This is a genomic window from Streptococcus sp. 3874 (assembly GCF_013276425.1).
In the GTDB taxonomy this organism is placed as follows: Bacteria; Bacillota; Bacilli; order Lactobacillales; family Streptococcaceae; genus Streptococcus; species Streptococcus pseudopneumoniae.
In genome coordinates this window covers 1-18,525 of record NZ_VMLA01000035.1, presented here as the reverse complement: position 1 = coordinate 18,525, position 18,525 = coordinate 1, and the positions used below count along the sequence as shown (strand labels likewise).

Annotated in this window: 17 protein-coding genes and 2 pseudogenes; 2 read left to right on the top strand and 17 right to left on the bottom strand. The window is 37.9% G+C overall.

Annotated features, from left to right (window positions below):
* From HT703_RS04130 to HT703_RS04090, 9 genes and pseudogenes are all read right to left on the bottom strand, one after another.
* Positions 1 to 229, bottom strand: a pseudogene (locus HT703_RS04130) (hypothetical protein); the annotation flags it as partial.
* Positions 230 to 1,065: 836 nt separating this feature from the next.
* Positions 1,066 to 1,617, bottom strand: coding sequence for a GNAT family N-acetyltransferase (locus HT703_RS04125; protein WP_000643818.1), 552 nt, complete (start codon positions 1,615 to 1,617; stop codon positions 1,066 to 1,068).
* A 349-nt stretch (positions 1,618 to 1,966) separates the two neighbouring features.
* Positions 1,967 to 2,791, bottom strand: coding sequence for an ammonia-dependent NAD(+) synthetase (gene nadE, locus HT703_RS04120; protein WP_023941689.1), 825 nt, complete (start codon positions 2,789 to 2,791; stop codon positions 1,967 to 1,969).
* A complete protein-coding gene (locus tag HT703_RS04115) occupies positions 2,788 to 4,248 on the bottom strand; it encodes a nicotinate phosphoribosyltransferase (protein ID WP_172929944.1) in 1,461 nt (486 codons plus the stop codon). Before HT703_RS04115 ends, nadE begins: the two co-directional genes overlap by 4 nt.
* Before the next feature lie 115 nt (positions 4,249 to 4,363).
* Positions 4,364 to 4,852, bottom strand: coding sequence for a DUF6773 family protein (locus HT703_RS04110; RefSeq protein WP_172929943.1), 489 nt, complete (start codon positions 4,850 to 4,852; stop codon positions 4,364 to 4,366).
* Positions 4,842 to 5,051 (bottom strand): helix-turn-helix transcriptional regulator, encoded by a 210-nt coding sequence (locus HT703_RS04105; protein ID WP_172929942.1) that lies wholly within the window; start codon positions 5,049 to 5,051, stop codon positions 4,842 to 4,844. Before HT703_RS04105 ends, HT703_RS04110 begins: the two co-directional genes overlap by 11 nt.
* 385 nt (positions 5,052 to 5,436) lie before the next feature.
* The gene (locus HT703_RS04100; RefSeq protein ID WP_000773490.1) at positions 5,437 to 6,165 is read right to left on the bottom strand and encodes an ABC transporter permease; all 729 of its coding nucleotides are present in this window, start codon (positions 6,163 to 6,165) and stop codon (positions 5,437 to 5,439) included.
* A 146-nt stretch (positions 6,166 to 6,311) separates the two neighbouring features.
* On the bottom strand, positions 6,312 to 6,818 hold the full coding sequence (locus HT703_RS04095; protein WP_345890286.1) for an ABC transporter ATP-binding protein: 507 nt from the start codon (positions 6,816 to 6,818) through the stop codon (positions 6,312 to 6,314).
* Between the two features lie 463 nt (positions 6,819 to 7,281).
* The gene (locus HT703_RS04090) at positions 7,282 to 8,568 is read right to left on the bottom strand and encodes a U32 family peptidase (RefSeq protein WP_172929941.1); all 1,287 of its coding nucleotides are present in this window, start codon (positions 8,566 to 8,568) and stop codon (positions 7,282 to 7,284) included.
* Between the two features lie 488 nt (positions 8,569 to 9,056).
* Between HT703_RS04090 and HT703_RS04080 the strand changes: the two genes are divergently transcribed.
* Positions 9,057 to 10,172, top strand: coding sequence for a DNA cytosine methyltransferase (locus HT703_RS04080; protein ID WP_050208599.1), 1,116 nt, complete (start codon positions 9,057 to 9,059; stop codon positions 10,170 to 10,172).
* Positions 10,173 to 10,201: 29 nt separating this feature from the next.
* On the opposite strand, the gene HT703_RS04075 is transcribed toward HT703_RS04080, so the two are convergent.
* Positions 10,202 to 11,251, bottom strand: a complete 1,050-nt coding sequence (locus HT703_RS04075; RefSeq protein ID WP_240150153.1) for an MspI family type II restriction endonuclease — start codon at positions 11,249 to 11,251, stop codon at positions 10,202 to 10,204.
* A gap of 321 nt (positions 11,252 to 11,572) precedes the next feature.
* A complete protein-coding gene (guaA, locus tag HT703_RS04070; protein WP_172929940.1) occupies positions 11,573 to 13,135 on the bottom strand; it encodes a glutamine-hydrolyzing GMP synthase in 1,563 nt (520 codons plus the stop codon).
* Positions 13,136 to 13,275: 140 nt separating this feature from the next.
* Here guaA and HT703_RS04065 point away from each other — a divergent pair, with 140 nt between their 5' ends.
* Complete coding sequence (locus tag HT703_RS04065) at positions 13,276 to 13,974, top strand: GntR family transcriptional regulator (RefSeq protein WP_050262058.1); 699 nt, start codon at positions 13,276 to 13,278, stop codon at positions 13,972 to 13,974.
* A gap of 149 nt (positions 13,975 to 14,123) precedes the next feature.
* Here HT703_RS04065 and HT703_RS04060 read toward each other — a convergent pair whose 3' ends face one another.
* The 6 genes and pseudogenes from HT703_RS04060 to HT703_RS04035 all read right to left on the bottom strand — a co-directional run.
* On the bottom strand, positions 14,124 to 15,020 hold the full coding sequence (locus HT703_RS04060) for a DMT family transporter (protein ID WP_138702800.1): 897 nt from the start codon (positions 15,018 to 15,020) through the stop codon (positions 14,124 to 14,126).
* 8 nt (positions 15,021 to 15,028) lie between these two features.
* Positions 15,029 to 15,964, bottom strand: coding sequence for a serine hydrolase domain-containing protein (locus tag HT703_RS04055; RefSeq protein WP_119941976.1), 936 nt, complete (start codon positions 15,962 to 15,964; stop codon positions 15,029 to 15,031).
* Positions 15,961 to 16,686: a CppA family protein gene (locus HT703_RS04050; RefSeq protein ID WP_054392806.1), complete on the bottom strand. Its 726-nt coding sequence runs from the start codon at positions 16,684 to 16,686 to the stop codon at positions 15,961 to 15,963. Before HT703_RS04050 ends, HT703_RS04055 begins: the two co-directional genes overlap by 4 nt.
* 83 nt (positions 16,687 to 16,769) lie before the next feature.
* Positions 16,770 to 17,356 (bottom strand): annotated as a pseudogene (locus HT703_RS04045) (SGNH/GDSL hydrolase family protein).
* Positions 17,357 to 17,405: 49 nt separating this feature from the next.
* Complete coding sequence (locus HT703_RS04040; protein WP_054392807.1) at positions 17,406 to 18,233, bottom strand: HAD family hydrolase; 828 nt, start codon at positions 18,231 to 18,233, stop codon at positions 17,406 to 17,408.
* Positions 18,234 to 18,265: 32 nt separating this feature from the next.
* The coding region (locus HT703_RS04035) for a transposase family protein (RefSeq protein ID WP_172929939.1) at positions 18,266 to 18,525 on the bottom strand (260 nt) is incomplete at its 5' end.

The window sequence follows — 18,525 nt, the reverse complement described above, 5'->3', positions numbered from 1 at the left end:
CTTTGATAACTGTATCCGTAGCTTCTTTTTTCTCTACGGTAACCTTTTCAGTAACATGACCATTCTCTGGATTAACATCGTAGGTCGTTGTCGTGGTTACATAGCCATCCTCTCCGTCAATTGTAACAGGATTTTCACTACGGTCTTTAGTTTCATCTTTTTCAAAACGAATTCGCGTACTTGAAATTTTCTTGGTTACTACCTTAGGTTTAGTCGCTACTTTTACAATAATATCCCCATTATCAGCGTCATCATACTCTATTCCCTCTTCTTTATCTCTAGTATCATCTCTGACATATTGAATCCCATCAGCAGCATGAACAAAACTTGTATTCAGGATTCATCCTAAAAATAAAGTTAGCCCGACTATCACAGAACCAAAAATCTTTCCGAGTTTACGTAATGCATAGCGCTTATTAGTATTAGATTTTGCCATTACATCCTCCTTCTAAAAGTTACTACTTAGTATAGCATATTTTCTGGCAAATGTTAAACAATATGTTTCATACATCAAATAAACTTAAAATGATATATTAATTATTGAACTAACACTTTAACTATATCGTAATCAATCTCATATATAAAGGATTGCAGACATCTTATCTAAATACATGCTAATATATTTAGATACAAACATTCCAACTTGATAACTTTCACTCATCTTTCATCATTCCTTATACAACTATGCAGTATAAATAGAATAGTTTGCGCATCAGAATGAGACTATTTTAATGTTAGATATTTTGATAGAAAAACATAAATAAAATTGGTGGAATTTAATTCCCTAACTCGATAGAGGATTCTATTTTAAATTTAACAACAGCTAGGATTACACTATAAAAAGCACATTACCACCTGTTCGGCTGGAGAATCTAGTCGATTAGCTCCCTCTTAGTTACAAGCTTAAAGCGATTTTTTAACTAATACTAAACCAGATTAAAGAAGGAACTAGAACATCTGTCTTGTACTAATCAATATGCTATTTTAAAGTTGCAAATAAACTTAGAATGCCATTTATTATATTTACAATAAATAGTTGACTTCGATAGAAACAGAAAATAGAATTCAACATTCTTCCCTACTTATCTGATAATAAATAAGATCCGCAAGATAGCCTTTTCTCTCTACACCATTAACAATCGTTTGTAGATAGGACATTCCAGCCTTCTCCATGACACGACCTGAAGCTGGGTTGAGACTGGCATATCGAGCTTTGACTTTTTGAAATCCTACTTGAGTAAAACAAAAGTCCAAGACAGCTTTTAAGGCCTCTGTCATAAGACCACGACCCCAATAGTTTTTTCCTAAAATATAGCCAATTTCACAAGAAGAATTGTTCTCATCTATTGCAACGATGCTGATATCTCCTATCACTTGCTCTGGGTTTTCTTTGAGACAAATAGCCCATTTGTAATAGTTGGGATTAGTATAGGAAGCAACCCAGTTACGAATCGAATTTCGAGTCACCTCGACATCAGGATGGGGATCCCAGGTAACATAGGTCAGATTCTCAGCGGATGAAGCCCAATTTTGAAACATAGCTTCTGAATCACTCTCCACAAATCTTCTTAAAATCAAACGTTCTGTCTGTAATATTTGCGTACCGATAGCTTTCATGATGCTACCTCACTTCCTTATTTCTATGCTCGTAGTAAAAAGGCTCAACTCAGTAACAGCTAGAAAACGAGTTTGTCTTCTAATTTCTTGACGCAGTCGCTGCCTGGTTTGAAATGCGCTCTAGCAAGCTTTTTCAAACCTAGTCATCGTTGCAGGGGTAAGACGATGAAATCGAACTCTTCGAGTTACCGAATCTGCCTCATTTTCTTATTTCTAAACTCGGGGTTCAAGATCCCCCAGACCTACTCTCACTTTTTTATTTCAAGGTGAGAGGCTGAAAACCTCCACTGGAGGTTTTTCTTGCTTTTTAATTTCAGGGCAAGAAGCTAAAAAGGTTCCCCGAACCTTTTTACTCCCAAAAGTCATCAAATACGGTGATGGGTAGGTGGCGTTTATGTTGGCCTTTGTGCCACCAGTTTTCGATTCTTGCTTGGGCTTCTGGGCTGATTGTTTTGCCTTCTAGGTAGTCATCAATCTCTTTATAAGTGACTCCGAGGGCTACTTCGTCAGCTAGACCGGGTTTGTCTTCTTCTAGGTCTGCTGTTGGGATTTTTTCATAAAGGGCTGGGTCTGCACCAAGTTCCTGCAAGAGTTGTTTTCCTTGACGTTTATTGAGGCGATAAAGAGGGAGAATATCTGCACCACCGTCACCAAACTTGGTAAAGAAACCTGTGATATTTTCCGCGGCGTGGTCTGTCCCAATGACCGCTCCACTATGGGCACCCGCAAGGGCATATTGGGCAATCATACGGCAACGAGCCTTGATATTGCCCTTATTAAAGTCTGAAACAGGACTACCTGTCACTTCAACTGCAACTGTCATCGCATCAGCTGATTCCTTGATATTAACTACAAAGCTGACATCTGGCTGGATAAAGGCTAGGGCTTTTTGAGCGTCTGCTTCATCAGCTTGCACTCCATAGGGCAGGCGGACAGCGATAAATTTGTAGCTGTCGTCTCCCGTTTCTGCTCGCAGTTCTTCCATAGCTAGTTGGGCCAATCGACCTGCCAAGGTTGAGTCTTGTCCTCCAGAAATCCCTAGTACAAAGGTTTTAAGAAAGGGATGTTTTTTCAGGTATCTTTTTAAGAAATCAATGGAACGACGGATTTCTTCCTGGGCATCAATCACTGGTTTGACACCCAGCTCTTGGATAATCGTTTCTTGCAAACTCATTCTTCTTCTCCTTCACCAAGGGCTTCCTTGCGCATCTTATCAATCAAGTCCATCTTGTCTTGCCATACATCACGCGCCAAATCCACTGGATAATGCTGCGGATTGAGCACACGCTTGTACTCATCCCAAAGCTTGTCAAATTCCTTACGAGCATAAGCCTGAATCTCAGTTAAGCTAGGCAGGTTGTAAATCAATTTCCCGTCTTTGAAGATATCCACCAAGAGAGGAACAGCGTCAAAATTACGAACGGTCTTCTTGATGTAGGTATAAGTCGGATGGAACATCTTGATTTCTGTCATACTGGCAACATCTACGCCGTCATAAGTGATGTAATCACCCTCTGACTTGCCTTTTTCACGACTGGTAATGCGCCACACCTGCTTCTTACCTGGCGTAGACACTTTTTCCGCATTATTAGACAGTTTGATAGTATTACGCATCTTACCATTTTCATCTTCAATCGCAACAATCTTATAAACCGCCCCAAGAGCTGGTTGGTCATAGGCTGTAATCAGCTTAGTTCCCACACCCCAGACATCAATCTTGGCCTTTTGCATCTTGAGGTTGAGGATAGTATTTTCATCTAGGTCATTTGAAGCATAAATCTTAGCTTCTGTAAAGCCAGCCTCGTCCAATTGCTGACGGACTTTCTTGGAAATGTAGGCAATATCCCCAGAGTCAATGCGGACACCAAGGAAATTAATCTGGTCACCCAGCTCACGCGCCACCTGAATGGCAGCGGGTACCCCAATTCGAAGTGTGTCATAGGTATCCACAAGAAAGACGCAATTTTTATGGGTCGCAGCATAAGCCTTGAAGGCCTTATAGTCGTTACCATAAACCTGTACCAAGGCATGGGCATGGGTCCCCAAGACAGGAATGTCAAAGAGTTTACCAGCACGCACGTTACTAGTTCCATTGGCACCACCAATCACCGCTGCGCGTGTTCCCCAGATAGCCGCATCCATCTCTTGCGCCCGACGTGTCCCAAACTCCATCAAGGGTTCATCTTCAATTACTGAACGAATACGAGCTGCCTTGGTCGCTACCAAGGTCTGGTAGTTGACGATGTTCAAAAGAGCCGTTTCAACCAATTGACATTGGGCTAGAGGACCTTCCACCTGCACAATCGGTTCATTAGCAAAAACCAAGTCCCCTTCTTGGGCAGAACGAACGGCCAACTCCAACTTGAAATTGCGGAGATAGTCCAAGAATGCCCCATGATAGCCTAGCGACTCCAAATAGGCAATATCACTATCTGAAAAACACAAGTCTTCAAGATAATTCACAATTCTTTCCAAACCTGCAAAAACCGCATAGCCATTTTTAAAAGGCTGCTGACGGAAATAAACCTCAAAGACCGCCTTTTTATTGTGAATTCCTTGGTCAAAGTAAACCTGCATCATGTTAATCTGGTACAAGTCCGTGTGCAATGTCAAACTATCATCTGGATACATACTTTTCCTACTTCCTTAGCTAGAAACCCATGAAAATTTTCAAGAACTTTCATGTATTCCAATAAATTAGTACTATTATATCACATTTTAGCTGGATTGAGAAAAGAGTAACAAGCTATTCACTACTCTCCAGTTCATCCATGTCTTGCTCAAATTTTTTCTGAGCCCATTCTCCATAGCTCTTCAGACCGAGATTGCCTATAAAAACCCAAGGAAAGTAAATGACATAAGTAATGACCCAAGCAGATAGGTATTTAACGTTCAAAGGATTGTGCTGATAAATTTCTATGTTGAATTGATAATTCTGCAACATCAAAAGAACCGTAATCGCCAAGGTTAGAAAAAAACAACCCAAAATCGTAAAATGAAAACGACTATAGTAGGTCACTCCCAGATAACGGGCACGATTGAAAAAGAAGAAAATTCCTACTATCAGAGTATAGACTAGAAAATTCGGATTAAAAAGAGATGGAGCCAACACTGCCACCAAATAGCTTAGAAGTACAAGCCCAATAAAGAGGGAAAAGGATTCTGCCCCAGCTTTATTGATTAGTTGTTCTTCTCTTTCGTCAAGTAATTGATAATAATAAAATCTATTTTTCATCTTCTTCCTCCCAAAATAGTTGGTCTAGGCTTTTCCCTAAACATCTGCAAATGGACTGGCAGAGTGAGAGACTGGGATTGTATTTCCCCGCCTCTATCAAACCAATAGTCTGGCGTGTCACCCCGACAGCCTCTGCCAGTTGACCTTGTGTTAAATCACGCTCTACCCGAGCTAATTTTAATTTTAAATTTTTAGCCACCTTCGTCCTCCTTATAGTTTTAATACTCATCTACTCTTAAAAAATCCAAAACCAACACAAGCTATCAGCTATTTATTATAACCCCATTAATTTGCACTCCAGTATTATCTTCAGCCGAAAATCAGTATTTTAGGTTGTTTGAAATAAACTTCCTAGTTTACTCTTTTATTTTTATTTAGTATTAGCTTTAGTAGGATCTTTTAAACGAGTTTTTATTGCTTATATTTCTTGTTTAGTTTAGTTGGTTTCATATCACTATTATATAATGCTTTTGGAAATGAGCCTAGTATAAGTCAAAAACGTGTTGAATAGTGAAAGCAGGAGCATACCAAGATGACTGATTTTTTTATTGTATTTTAGGTATGCAAAATAATACTAAATGAAACTAAAATGAATACTTCTTGCTTTTCTTGAGAGTGAAAAAGTACAATAAAATGATTGTAGTGATTACCACAAGATACTGACTAATAGACATCGTATTTGAAGCCACAAATACAGGTAAAGAATAAAAAGGAAGAAGTTCAATTGCTTTGATAAACAAATCATTACTAGTATTCATCATCATCGTATTTAATATATTAGGGATAAAGAGTAGTAAAGCTACTAAAATACCAAATACCAAGCCACTTTTCAATTTGTATAAATAGAAAATGTAAGATAATAGAAAATAAAACAGGACTAACAAAATTGTATTGACTACAATAGCTACTATAAAATCTAATCCTAAATCACCTGGAATACCCAATTTACTTACGATGACTAGTAACACAATGCCATTCAAAGCATAAATAATGGAAACTGAGATGGCATATAGAAAATTAGACAAGACGTAAATCATCCGATTCTTCTGTTGATTATAAAACAAACTTACCGTATTGTGGGAAAAATCTCTACTAATGACTCGATTAGCATGTATAACAGCCATTAACATACCGAGCATAGCATAAAAGTTTGAAATATGCTTAATACCAAGCGATGTCCCTTGAGTCTTTAGAATAAAGAATGTAACCAATATCGGCGGTATAAACGAGATAAGCAAACCGAGATATATTACGCCTGATGAATATAAATTTCTTATATTTTCCTTAAGAAAATTCAATTTATTTAATTTCATGATGATAACCTTCCTTTATTTTGAACGATTTAGATAAATATCTTTAAGCGTCTCTTTTTTAGTTTCAAAATCAACTACTTTAATAGAGTTTTCGTTAAAAAATTTAAAAAGCTCACTACTTTGAATATTCCCAGACATAGTAATTCTCAGTCCCTCTTCCTGAACAATATCCCCAAATTCTTGTTTGGTAATGAAAATGTCTCTATATGACTCGATATTAAAATTCCCACGTTTTCATTTAAAGCTAATTTTTTTAGAACCGCTAAAACTATTTGTGACGATTCAATATCTAAACCATTAGTCGGTTCATCTAAAATCAATATATCAGGTTCCGTAACGAGAGTTAGAAGCAAAGCTAATTTTTGTTTTGTCCCCAGAGAATAAGTCTTTACTTTTTTATTAATAGACTGAGTCAAATCTAACTCTTGGATCAAACTTCCAAATCTTTCTTGATTGTAGTCAACACCATATAAATTTGACAAATATTTTAAATTCTCTAAACCTGTTTTAGATAAAAATAATTTTGGTTCTTCAATTAAATACCCAACATTATCACTGCTTATAATATTACCTGAAGTCGGTTGATTATTCTGACCAAGAATTTTCATCAACGTACCCTTACCAACTCCATTTCTCCCTACTAGACCAACAATTTCACCCTTGTTAAGTGCAAAATTTATATCTTTGAGAATGATTGAATGACTATAATGCTTACTTACATTTATAACTTACATTTTTTATTCCTCAATTAATATTCATGGTTTGCTCTTTGATTCTTATTGAGTTTAAAAAGTTGCGCCTCTTTTTAACAACATTATATCATATATCTAACTTAATGCAATATATAAATGTCATTTTGTAAGATTTTACTAGCAAAAAAACTCTCTACCATAAAAAATAGAGAGTGTTAAGTTTAAATATAGGATTTCAAAATATCGATGACATCACTTCTTTGTTTAATTTAATATGCTTTGATACCTAAGCTTCGACTTTATCACTTAAAAAATAAAAAAGGACAGCTAATCTCTTGCGCATCAAGGGATTTCGCCATTCTTTAATCTCGTTTAAGTGTTGTATATGGAGCTTTGCATAATTTTTTAAAACTAAACAACTACATTAAGCACGAACTGTGACGCTGGTTCCATCTTCCTTATAAAGATTGATGAGACCCTCTTTAAGAGCTCGAACCATGTCTCCAGCTTGAACAGGTTGTGGGACTTTAATAGTCAAGAGTTCCATTGGATTTGGAGCACGGTCGATTTTATTGCCTTTGGCATCGTGAAGATCCTCAATATAGGTTTCAAAATGACGGAAACCTGGACCATAAAACTCAACTTGGTCCCCTTCGTTAATGACATTTCGTTGACGAATAGTTGCTGTTTGTGCCGCATCATCATAAGAAACCACTTCAGCGACAAACTTGTACTCAGGAATTTTACGACGAGCACCAAACAACTGCTCATTTTCAGATGGTGTACCATAGTAAAATCCTGTAGCCAGTTCACGTTGGGCAACCTTCCACATCTCGTCCACCAAGTCTTGTTTGATAGCTTCAAACTTTTCAGGACTTTCAAGATAGGCATCCACAGCCGCCTTGTAGCAGTTGGTTACTGTTGATACGTAGTGAATAGACTTCATACGTCCTTCGATTTTTAGACTGTCCACACCATTTTCAATCATATCTGGGATATGGTCAATCATGGACATATCAACGGCTGACATTGAAAATTCTTCTGGAATCTCACCCTTCAAACTATTACGTTCTTTCCCAAATGGCATATCGTAAAGGTCGTATTTCCAACGGCAGGACTGAGAACATCCACCACGGTTGGCATCACGCATACTCATGTGGTTTGAAAGAGTACAACGACCAGAGTATGAAATACACATAGCTCCATGGACAAATGCTTCAATCTCAACATCTGTACGTTTGCGAATTTCAGCTAATTCTTCCATCGAAACCTCACGCGCCAAAACGACACGAGTCAAGCCCAGTTCTTTCCAAAATTCAAGTGTTTCATAGTTAGTGGCACTTGCTTGGGTAGAGAGGTGAATTTCAAGACCTGGTGCTTCTGTCGCTGCAATCATAATCAAGGCTGGGTCAGACACGATAACTGCTGCAATCCCGATATCACGCAGTTTACGGAACCACTCACCAGCACCAGCTTCATTTCCTTCGTGCATAACCATATTAGCCGCTACATAGACCTTGGCACCATACTTGGCCGCAAACTGGACACCTTCTTCCATTTGTTCAAAGGTAAAGTTACCTGCACGGCTACGAAGACCATAGGCCTGACCACCGATAAAGACAGCATCTGCCCCATACTGAACAGCTACCTTTAGCTTCTCCAAAGTCCCTGCAGGTGATAAAACCTCAGGACGTTTTAATGTTTTTGTCATGTTTTCTCCTATTTGCAATATAAAAGTTTGACGTATTTCCTTCTCATTTTTATAGTAAATAAGGGATAAAATCAAGCCTAGACAGATTGTTTTGACAATTCTAATCTTTTAATACTCTTCGAAAATCTCTTCAAACCACGTCAGCTTCCATCTGCAACCTCAAAACACTGTTTTGAGCAACCTGCGGCTATCTTCCTAATTTGCTCTTTGATTTTCATTGAGTATAAATACAAACTATTATCCACTCGAACAATTAAGAGATTTAAAATTAAAAGTGTTGATTGATATTTTTGAAACCGAATTTGATTATAAATTCGAAATCAAAAAAATGGAAGAATCTTTAGCGATTGTTCATAATTTGTCCCCATTTGATGAGTTTGAAAAATTATCAATAAATAATACGGACGAATATATGAAAAAAAACATTTTTTTATCAAAAATATGATATAATGGTTTTATATTACGAATAAGGAAGTAGGGAAGAAAATATGCAGGGTGGCACACGCAAGGGAGCGGGAAGAAAACCAGTTTCTGATAAAAAACAGATGAAAAATATTTATCTAACTCAGAGTGAGATTGATGTAATTGATTCACTTGAGCTTGATAACTGTAAGAATTTTAGTCAAAAATGCTCCGAGCTAATTAAAATAGGAATAGACACACAAATGAACACTAAAAAGAAAACTACTTCAAATGATTCAATAAAGTTTATCGACTTATTCGCAGGTATTGGTGGAATCCGTAAAGGATTTGAGGATAAGAACACAGAATGTGTTTTTAGTTCCGAATGGGATAGGTATGCTTCTAAAACTTATGAAGAGAATTATGGCGAAAAACCATATGGGGATATTACTCAAATCAATGAGAAAGATATTCCAGACCATGACATTCTTTTAGCAGGTTTTCCATGTCAGCCATTTAGCCATATTGGTAAGCGTGAAGGTTTTACTCATGAAACCCAAGGAACTTTGTTCTTTGATGTACTTCGTATCTTAAAAGAGAAAAAACCAAAAGCTTTCTTACTTGAGAATGTAAAAGGGCTTGTAACTCACGACAAAGGGAATACTTTAAAAGTCATTATGAGAGCGTTAAAAGAAGAATTAGGCTACTCAATTTTCTATGAAATTCTTGATGCTCAACGTTTTGGTTTACCACAAAGAAGGGAACGTATTATCATTGTAGGTTTCCATCCAGATATAAAAGTAGATAACTTTGAATTTCCTAAAGGAAGCGATAAAAAAGTCCCAGTAGGTTCTATTTTAGAAGATAATCCAACTGGGTACAAAATTTCAAAACATCTGCAAGATACATATCTTTTTAAAAAAGATGATGGCAGACCTCAAATTATTGATAAAACTAGCGAAATTCAGGTAAATACACTTGTTGCAAGCTATCACAAAATTCAGCGTTTGACAGGAACGTTTGTAAAAGGTGGAGAAACTGGGTTGAGACTTTATAGTGAACTAGAATGTAAGCGACTAATGGGATTTCCAGATGATTTCAAAGTACCAGTTTCAAGAACTCAAATGTATAGACAATTTGGTAACTCAGTAGCTGTACCAGTAATTAAAGCTGTCGCTGATAAAATGAAAGTATACCTTTAATCAAAAAATAGCATATCATATTTGAACTGCTACTTTTTATTATTCGTAAAACCTTTGATTTGTACTTTTTGACCTCGTTTTTTACTAGGGTATGTCCATTTAAACGGAGTTCCAAACTGTCCTTTAGATGAATATTTCTTAATATATTCATCAACATACAAATCCCTTAAAATAACCTCAAATTTTTTAGTATACAGCATTATATCAGCAACTTGAATAGAATTGTTAACTAATGGACTATTGACCCCAAACATAAAGAAGTTAACTAATTCTTTATTGTATTTATGAATTTCATCAACTAATGTGTTATAGGCAACTTCATTATTTTCTTTCAAACCTTTAGCACTACCATATGCTTGAAATTCTTTGAGTGAATTAGCCAATGACGAAGAAGAATCGAGATTAAGGGCAAGAATAATATCATCTACAGCTCCCTCATGGACTGTTACGGTATCCGCAGAAGTATTTTTTACACTAATATTTTTAGTTATTTCTTTTTGTTCAGTAGTAATCGTAAAAGATACATCTGTTTTTGGATAACCACGATTACTTAATTTAGGTATTGAATTAGTTGCCACAATATCTAAAACAGTATCTTGTTCACTAACACCAGAAACTTTTAAGATTTGACTAAACCAATTATAAGTGGAAGATTTAATTGTTTGGCTATGTTTTGCGTGATTATTCCATAGAAGGATATTGTTTTTGTCAGTCAGTAAGTCAACTATACTATCCTCAGCATTGTTTCCCAAAATATTAGCACTAATCCCTTGAGATAGATTTTCGGAAGCATGATTTAGTACAAAGTCTTTTAATTCAGAAAAAGTTAGTACATCATCTAAGAAAGATACATAAGTTTCGCTATGTATCTTATTTGAATAGTCGTTTTTATTTTTTATTTCTTTTTCGGTAATAGAATCTGGTACAACAACAAAGATTCTTGTGACATTCTTATCAACTAACTTGATGTTTTGAGCAAAAAATTCATTCCCATAGATTCTATCAGTTCGAATCGAGCTAGTCGGTTTAACTAACCAAGTTTCATTATCAAAGTCATTGAAAGTAATTGCATAATCCATTTTAAATTGTTTTTCACAATTTTCATATCCAACTGAATAACCTTTTTTTTACAGATACATTCAATTTGGGAATCTTTTGGATTTTTTGAAGCAATTCAGACAAAGTTAAATTTGAAGCAGAACCAGATAAAGATTTTTGCTGATTATCAACGTTAAAACTCATAATATTTTTACTCCATATTAGAAAAAAGAAGCTCATTTTAGAGCTTCTTTGGAAACGCTTTGGAGACAATCCAAATATATTTATCTCATTTTAATACTTCATACAGTTGTTAAAATGATGTTAAATCAAGGATTCTTAGCCTAAGTTACTCTTATATTTTATTCCCACTCAACGGTTGCAGGTGGTTTACTTGTAATATCGTAGACGATACGGTTAACATGATCCACTTCATTTACGATACGTACTGAGATTTTTTGAAGTACTTCCCATGGAATTTTGGCAAAATCAGCAGTCATACCATCGATAGAAGTGATAGCACGGATTGCAATCGTGTAGTCATACGTACGACCGTCACCCATAACACCGACTGAACGAACGCCTGTGTTAACAGTGAAGTATTGCCAAATATCGCGGTCAAGTCCAGCTTTAGCGATTTCTTCACGAAGAATAGCGTCTGATTCACGAACGGTTTCAAGTTTCTCTTCAGTGATTTCACCCATGACACGGATAGCAAGTCCTGGTCCTGGGAATGGTTGGCGCCATACGATATGGTCTGGCATACCAAGCTCTGTACCAAGAGCACGAACTTCATCCTTGTAAAGAGTATTGAGTGGTTCAATCAATTCAAACTGCATATCTTCTGGAAGACCACCCACGTTGTGGTGTGACTTGATCGTTTGAGCTGTATCCGTACCAGACTCGATAACGTCTGTATAAAGAGTTCCTTGAGCAAGGAATTTCACATCTTTGAGCTTGTTGGCTTCATCATCAAATACATAGACAAACTCGTTACCGATGATTTTACGTTTTTGTTCAGGGTCAGAAACGCCAGCAAGTTTGTCAAGGAAACGTTTAGCAGCGTCTGCTTTGACGATATTCAAACCAAACTTACCACCAAGCATGTCCATAACTTGGTCCGCTTCTCCTTTACGAAGAAGACCGTGATCCACGAAGATACAGATCAATTGATCGCCAATCGCTTTTTGGAGAAGAACTCCAACAACTGAAGAGTCAACCCCACCTGAAAGGCCAAGAAGGACACGTTTATCACCGACGGTTTCACGGATTTTTTGTATCTGCATATCGATGAAGTTATCCATTGACCAGTCGCCTTTAGCCTTACAGATGTTAAGGGCAAAGTTACGAAGGATATCATTTCCGTATACAGAATGACGAACTTCTGGGTGGAACTGGATACCGTAAATGTGTTTATCTGGGTTTTCGATGGCTGCGTATGGGCAGTCAGCTGATGTACCTGTACGAACAAAGGCAGCAGGAATCTCGGTAACTGCATCACCATGGCTCATCAATACAGTCTGTTCATCAGGTGTTGATTCAAAAAGAGATGATGGTGTGTGTGTTAGGGTTGATTGACCGTATTCACGATTTCCAGCATCACCTGCAGGAACAACTTTTCCTCCAAGTTTATGGGTTAATAATTGCATACCATAACAGATTCCCAAAATAGGAATTCCGAGTTCGAAGATTTCTGGGTCAATATCGAATGAACCATCTTCGTATACAGAGTTTGGACCACCTGATAGAATAATTCCTACAGGATTGATTTCACGAACTTCAGCAGCTGAAATTTTATGGCTTTTTAGTTCTGAAAAAACACCAATCTCACGGATACGGCGTGAAATCAGCTGGTTGTATTGGCTACCATAGTCCAATACGATGATTTTTTCTACATCTTGCAAATCAGTTGAAATGTTGCTCATCTTTTTCCTTTCTCAAAAGAAATATCTTTTTTCAATATTCTATCACAAATAAGGGCGAATTACCAACTAAACAAGGCGAAGATTGACTTTTTCTAGTTTATTGGGGTACAATAGAGAAAAGATAGAAATGAAGTGAAAACATGCTACCAGCTTATATGAAAATCCACGATCAGATTAAAAAGGATATTGACGAGCACCGTTGGTCCATTGGTGAAAGACTTCCCAGTGAACGAGACTTAGCAGAGCAGTTTGCGGTCAGTCGCATGACCCTCCGCCAAGCCATTTCCCTCTTGGTCGAAGAAGGAGTTTTAGAGCGCCGTGTAGGAAGTGGCACCTTTGTTTCCAGTACTCGGGTACAAGAAAAGATGCGAGGGACAACCAGTTTTACTGAAATTGTTAAGTCCCAAGGCAAAGTTCCCTCTAGTCAACTCATTTCCTACAGAAAAACCATTCCCAATGAGCAAGAAGTTGCCAAGTTAGGAATTTCTCCAACGGAGAATATTATTCGAATGGAACGTGTTCGCTATGCCGACAAAGTCCCTCTGGTTTATGAAGTTGCTTCTATTCCTGAGAAATTCATTAAGGACTTTAAAAAAGAAGAAATCACTAGTCATTTCTTCCAAACACTGCAAAAACATGGCTACCGTATTGGTAAATCACAGCAGACCATCTATGCTCGCCTTGCTAAGGAAAAAATCGCCCACTATTTAGAAGTTGAAAAAGGACATGCTATTCTTGGTCTGACTCAGGTTTCCTACCTAGAAGATGGTACTGCTTTTGAATACGTAAAAAGTCAATATGTAGGCGAACGTTTTGAATTTTATCTTGAAAATAATTAATACTCTTCGAAAATCTCTTCAAACCGCGTCAACGTCACCTTGCCGTACTCAAGTACAGCCTGCGGCTAGTTTCCTAGTTTGCTCTTTGATTTTCATTGAGTATAAAATACTAGGCAAAAACTCTCTGTCACGGACGACAAAGAGTCTTTTTATTTTTCTAAGAGTAAATCTTTCAAAGAAATCAGGGTTACAGCAAACAATATCATTGCCATACCAAGAAAATCAATGGGATAAAATTGTTCATTCATGATTAGGAAAGCAAAGAAAACAGCCGAAATTGGCTCAATTGAAGCCAACAAACTTGACTTGACCGGCCCAATCAGACTGGCTCCTTTTAGAAAGGCTGTATAGGCAAAGACAGTCCCGATAAGGATAATGCCCGCAAAAGCGAGGAGAAAATCAAGACTAGTTGGGATAGCAGTCTGTAGAACTCCTGTAAAAGGAAGGGCAACCAAACCTGCTATGACCCTTCCCACACCAATGACCAAACTGCTCCCCCACTTCTTAATCAAGGTTATGGGCAAAATGATATACAGGACGTAAGTCAGAGCAGAAAAGAGCCCCCAGAACAGTCCCGAAGGTGTCATAGATAACTGGTCCAACTGCCCATGAGTGGCGATCAGGAAGGTCCCTCCAATGGCTAATATGATAGAACCTATCTCTCCCAGTGTCGGTACCACCTTATCCTTGATACAGCTATAAATCAAAATTCCGACAGGACAAACATACTGAAGTACTGTCGCGGTACCTGCATTGGTCTCCTGAATAGCAGTTAGATAGGCGAATTGGTTGAGGAATAGACCAATTAGAGCAAAAATAAGAAGAGACAGCAAACTCTTCTTATCCGTTAAAAAGGCCAGCATTTTATCCTTTGCAGTGGCATAAGCCAAGAGCATGAGAATTCCACCAGCGATTAAAAGGCGCAAGTTGGTCAAGACCAGAGCTGAAATTCCGTGTGCCATCAGGTATTGGCCACTCGTTCCTGACAAGCCCCAAGCTATCCCTGCCACAACTGTTAGTAAAGTCCCTTTTAAACTATTTGACATGTCTCTCCTTACTCTTCTTTGCGAATCAAGTTCATCACTTGATTGCGGTCTACAATCCATTGAGCCCTCTCATCCTTTTCATAGGTACGATTCGATAGGAAAATGGCCGCTTCTTGCTTCTGACGATTCCACATGATAAAGGTACCTGTATAGCCCGTATGGTCTAGCCAATCTCCTTCCAAATTCCATGCCAAAGAACGTTCCTTGTCATCCAAAGGTGAAAAATTTTGACTCAAATCTCTTGCAAAATCATCTGCTAAATAGTGTTCTAAAAAGATTTGTAAATCCTTTACAGTCGAAAACAAACCAGCACTACCTGCATGTCTGCCCAAAAGGCGAGCCTTGGGATCATGTACCAGACCTGCCTCGACACCTCTAACTGTTGGAACAGCAAGCTCAACAGGTCCAAATTGGGTTTCCGTCATTCCCCACGGTTTCCAAACTTGTTCTTGTAAAATCTCATCCAAGTCTTGATTAAAGATTCTTTCCAAGATAAAACCTAACAGCAAAAAATGGACATCCGAATAAAGAAAGGCTGGCTGACTTCGTCTCTTGAGATGAAACATCGCTTTCTTTAATTCAGGGGCTGTTAAAAGATCACGATTGGGAATAAAAGGATCAAGATCTGTTGCGTGAGTCAAGAGCTGACGAATAGTGATGTCTGGATAATCACTCTCAGCTAAAAAATCGGTTACCGGTCTGTCAATATCTAATTTGCCTTTTTCCCACAAGAAGGTAAAAACGGTGCCAACGCCAACAACCTTGCTGACACTAGCTAGGTCATAAACTAGTCCTGCCTCAGTCTGCAAGCCATGCTCTGGGTGACTCTGGCCAATATAGAACTCCGTCCATTGATTGTCCTTAAAATACGCAAAAGAGGCTCCGGGATAAATCCCTGCCTCGATTTGTTCTTCTATTTTTTTAATAATCTGGGTCCACTTCATACTTCTTCAAACCACAATTCAACATTATTTCTATCTTTTCCAAGGAAGAATTTTTCAGACTTAGGAATAAAATATTCTGTAGACTCAAACTTCTGGCGAAGACTTGATATATCTAGTTCATTGACCAAGAACTTGAGCATAGATAAGTCCCAGGTAACCGTATTGTCCACAGTCAAATCCTTCCCCTGAGCTGGAATAAAATCAAGGGATGCCCCAATTTCAGATGGTTCCAAGAAACTTTCGATATCAATCGAGAGATGTAATTCCATGAAAATTTCAAATTTACTTAAAGAGATTGATGCCAAATCTGTTTGAAATTCAGGCTTTTCTCCTACTTCTACTAGACTTGCTCTGTCATCTTCTGCATGAATCAAAATCAAATCATCTTCTGGTGAAAAAATTTCAAAAGCGTAGCCATTTTGACCTTTATATAATCGATGAATCGAATCTGTTTTAGATAAGAGTCCCTCGATTTCTAAGGGATTTTCCACCTTGATAATCAATCTAGCCAGTTTTTTTCGTCCCTCTACCTTACGAGTACGCATGCTTGGTGCTTCTTCTAAAACCAGCTTTTCAAGACCTGTTTGGTCCCCTAGTGATAGGAAGGCTGATTCCTCTAACAAGGCCTTCATGCCAAGGGTTTCAATATAAAATGTTTCATTTAATTTTCTATTATTAACTTTTAAAGTAGGAATAATCCGTACAATCTGATTTACATTCATAAATTCCTCCATCACTTTTTATTTTAAAGGATTTTAGAATTTTTTACAAGATATTATGCTCAAATTTAACTTTATTTAGCTATTTAGTAAAGATAGCCTTTCAAGGCTTTTGTCAAAACCTGATAACCAGCAACACTGAGGTGCAGTCCATCAGTTGTATATTCTTTTTTTAGTTGGCCCGCCTGGTCTGTCAAACTGTCAAAAACTGACAAAAATTCCACCTGCATATAGGCAGAAGCAAGCTCTTGATAGGCGTGATTCCTGTTCTGAATTTTTTCATTCGTGCGGATATAGACTGTCTGCTTATACTCCTCGCCTTCATTAACTGGCAAAATGGAAAGTAATTTTATCTCAGTCAGTGGATAATCGCGAGCAATGGATTGATGATAGCTTCGAGATTATTGAGAGCCTCATTCACAGGCACATCTTTTCCAATATCGTTCGTCCCAATTAAAAGGACAATTTTATCTACCTCCCCACCGTACAGATGCGCATCCAGATTCTCTAATAACAGTCCTGTCTGATAGCCACAAATTCCTCGATTGACAATTGTCTTTGAAGTCCCAAACAACTCCTGCAGAGGATAATATTCGACAATGGAATCCCCAATAAAAAGAATATCTGGCTCTACAACTGAAACCTGATTTAGGTGACGATACTTGGTTTGGATTTTTTCTTGTTCCTTTAGTAACCAATTTTCTAATAACTGTACTGCTACTTCATTCTCCTTTTTCTAACCAGTTTTCCAATACTTGGTAAACTCCTCCTTGGCTATTGGCTGGCGCTAGAGCCGTCGCCACAGCTTTGGCTTTGTCATCAGCATTTTCCATCGCATAGGCAATTCCAGCCATTTCAAGCATTTCAACATCATTTTCACTATCGCCAAAAGCCATGATTTGTTGGGGGTTCAAGTCCCAACGCTTGAGTAATTCTTCCAAGCCCCATGCTTTATGAATTCCAACTTGGAGGATATCAATGCAACCATAGCCACTCGATACAGCCCGAACACGGCCATCAAAGAGGTCATTGATTTCTTCCAATACCGAATTCAAACGTTCCTCACCAACAACCATACTCATCTTGAGCACACCACCAAAGAGGTCAGAGGTTAATTCATCCACAAAATTCATTCGTTGGTAGAATTCTTCAATCATTTCTGGAGTCATAAAACTTTCAAGGTCTGTAAAAATGGTACCTTCCTTGACGAAACCACCCTTCATCCCTGTTACAACAAATTGATCCTGACACGCTCGACCCTCGAAATGAGCCAAAGCCTTATCGACAATGGCATCATCCCAAGTCTGAGCCTGAATCAATTCATTGTTTTCAAAAATATGAGCACCATTAGCAACCACCAGAACCACTCGATCCACCAAGTGCTCCAGGAGTTGCCTCATGCGGTGAATTTCATTCCCCGTCGCGATGACAAAACGAATCCCCCTTTGATCCAACTGATCCACAATCTTTTCCAAGCGTGGGAGATCAAGCTGGCCTCTAGCATCCAGCAAGGTCCCATCCATATCTGTCGCAATTACCTTAATCGTCATTTACTTTCCTCTTGATTAGACTTCCTGCAAAACTAGAATCCTAGTTCATGATTGATAATACCAGCAATCAAATTCATTCGTAATCCGAAGCGTTTACGATGATTTCGATAGGTTGTTGAAAACATTTTAAACGTTTTTACTTTGGCAAAGATGTTCTCAACCTTGCTTCTCTCCTTAGATAGCGCATGGTTATAGGCTTTCTCTTCAGCTGTTAGCGGCTTGAGTTTGCTGGATTTACGTGGAGTTTGTGCTTGAGGGTATATCTTCATAAGCCCTTGATAAGCACTGTCAG

Coding starts and splice junctions, on each gene's coding strand:
- HT703_RS04125 (WP_000643818.1), bottom strand. CDS start 1,617: ATGAAAGCTATCGGTACGCAAATATTACAGACAGAACGTTTGATTTTA.
- nadE (WP_023941689.1), bottom strand. CDS start 2,791: ATGAGTTTGCAAGAAACGATTATCCAAGAGCTGGGTGTCAAACCAGTG.
- HT703_RS04115 (WP_172929944.1), bottom strand. CDS start 4,248: ATGTATCCAGATGATAGTTTGACATTGCACACGGACTTGTACCAGATT.
- HT703_RS04110 (WP_172929943.1), bottom strand. CDS start 4,852: ATGAAAAATAGATTTTATTATTATCAATTACTTGACGAAAGAGAAGAA.
- HT703_RS04100 (WP_000773490.1), bottom strand. CDS start 6,165: ATGAAATTAAATAAATTGAATTTTCTTAAGGAAAATATAAGAAATTTA.
- HT703_RS04090 (WP_172929941.1), bottom strand. CDS start 8,568: ATGACAAAAACATTAAAACGTCCTGAGGTTTTATCACCTGCAGGGACT.
- HT703_RS04080 (WP_050208599.1), top strand. CDS start 9,057: ATGCAGGGTGGCACACGCAAGGGAGCGGGAAGAAAACCAGTTTCTGAT.
- HT703_RS04075 (WP_240150153.1), bottom strand. CDS start 11,251: ATGGATTATGCAATTACTTTCAATGACTTTGATAATGAAACTTGGTTA.
- guaA (WP_172929940.1), bottom strand. CDS start 13,135: ATGAGCAACATTTCAACTGATTTGCAAGATGTAGAAAAAATCATCGTA.
- HT703_RS04065 (WP_050262058.1), top strand. CDS start 13,276: ATGCTACCAGCTTATATGAAAATCCACGATCAGATTAAAAAGGATATT.
- HT703_RS04060 (WP_138702800.1), bottom strand. CDS start 15,020: ATGTCAAATAGTTTAAAAGGGACTTTACTAACAGTTGTGGCAGGGATA.
- HT703_RS04055 (WP_119941976.1), bottom strand. CDS start 15,964: ATGAAGTGGACCCAGATTATTAAAAAAATAGAAGAACAAATCGAGGCA.
- HT703_RS04050 (WP_054392806.1), bottom strand. CDS start 16,686: ATGAATGTAAATCAGATTGTACGGATTATTCCTACTTTAAAAGTTAAT.
- HT703_RS04040 (WP_054392807.1), bottom strand. CDS start 18,233: ATGACGATTAAGGTAATTGCGACAGATATGGATGGGACCTTGCTGGAT.